Origin of the sequence: Rhodococcus sp. EPR-134 (genome assembly GCF_001647205.1) — a bacterium.
Classification (GTDB): Bacteria; Actinomycetota; Actinomycetes; order Mycobacteriales; family Mycobacteriaceae; genus Rhodococcus_F; species Rhodococcus_F qingshengii.
On sequence record NZ_LVCT01000320.1, the window covers coordinates 1 to 1,138 of the forward strand.

Annotated in this window: 2 protein-coding genes; both read right to left on the reverse strand. The window is 65.0% G+C overall.

The features are described 5' to 3' along the window. Positions 1 to 991, reverse strand: a 991-nt coding sequence (locus A2J01_RS14630; protein ID WP_064112969.1) for a 2-oxo acid dehydrogenase subunit E2, incomplete at its 3' end; no start/stop codon positions are given. Then, on the reverse strand, positions 988 to 1,138 hold a 151-nt coding region (locus tag A2J01_RS35800), incomplete at its 5' end, for a transketolase C-terminal domain-containing protein (protein ID WP_331715320.1). The genes A2J01_RS35800 and A2J01_RS14630, both read right to left, overlap by 4 nt.

Below are 1,138 nucleotides of genomic sequence, written 5' to 3' on the forward strand. Positions count from 1 at the left end.
CGCCGTCGACGCCGAAGACTCCGACATTGGTGATCGTGACGGTGCCACCCGTCAGGTGACGGACGTCCGTCTTTCCCTCACGGGCAGCAACGGTCAGTTCGGTCACCGCGCGTGCGAGTTGGACCAGGCTCAGTGTCTCGGCGCTCTTGATGTTGGGCACGGACAGTCCACGTTCGGAGGCGACGGCGATGCCGAGATTCACGTCATCGTCGACGGCGGCGTCGCCGCGGGCCTCGTCCCAATGCGCGTTCACCATCGGGTGCGAGGCGATGGCGGCCACCATTGCCTTGGCAGCGAGTGTCAGCGGAGTGAGAGACAGTCCGGTGAACGCCTCCGAGGAGCGGAGCCTGCCGAGCAGTTCCATCGAAGGCGTGACATCGGCGGTGAGGAAGACGGTGGCCTGCGGAGCGCGGGTGCTGGCAACCATCGCCGACGCCATCTGTTTTCGTCTGCCGGACGAGGCCAGGCGTGTCGCGTTATCCGAAGGCGACTGCACGGTAAGCGCGTCTGCGACGTCAGCCGCGGTGACGGCACCGTCGAATCCGCTGCCGGTGATTTCGCTCAAATCGATGCCGGCTTCGCGGGCCGCGCGCCGCGCCGCGGGGGTTGCGGGCCGACGCTCGGTACTCGCCGCGGATTGCGAGTACGGCGTGATCTTGCTCCGTCGGCGGCTCGGTCTCTCGGTCGCGGGTCCGTATCCGACCAGCACGCTCGGAGACTGAGAATTACTTGGAGACGGTGAATTTGAAGACTCCTCGATACGGATGATCGGAGTACCCACCGGAACGGTAGTGCCAGGTTCGACGAGGAGTTCTCTGACAACACCGACGTAGGGCGACGGCAGTTCGACAAGAGCTTTGGCTGTCTCTACCTGGGCGAGAACTTGATTGAGTGCCACAGTGTCGCCGACGCCGACCGCCCACTCGACCAGATCGGCGGAAGTCAGGCCCTCGCCGAGATCCGGTAACCGGAATTCGTGCGCCGTGCTCATGCTGCCAGCGTTCGGTCGAGCGCCGCGAGGATCCGGTCGGCGTCCGGAAGGTGAAAACGCTCGAGCTTGGCGGGCGGGTAGGGGATGTCGAATCCGGTGACCCGCAGGATCGGTGACTCCAACTGATAGAAGCAGTGTTCCGCGACG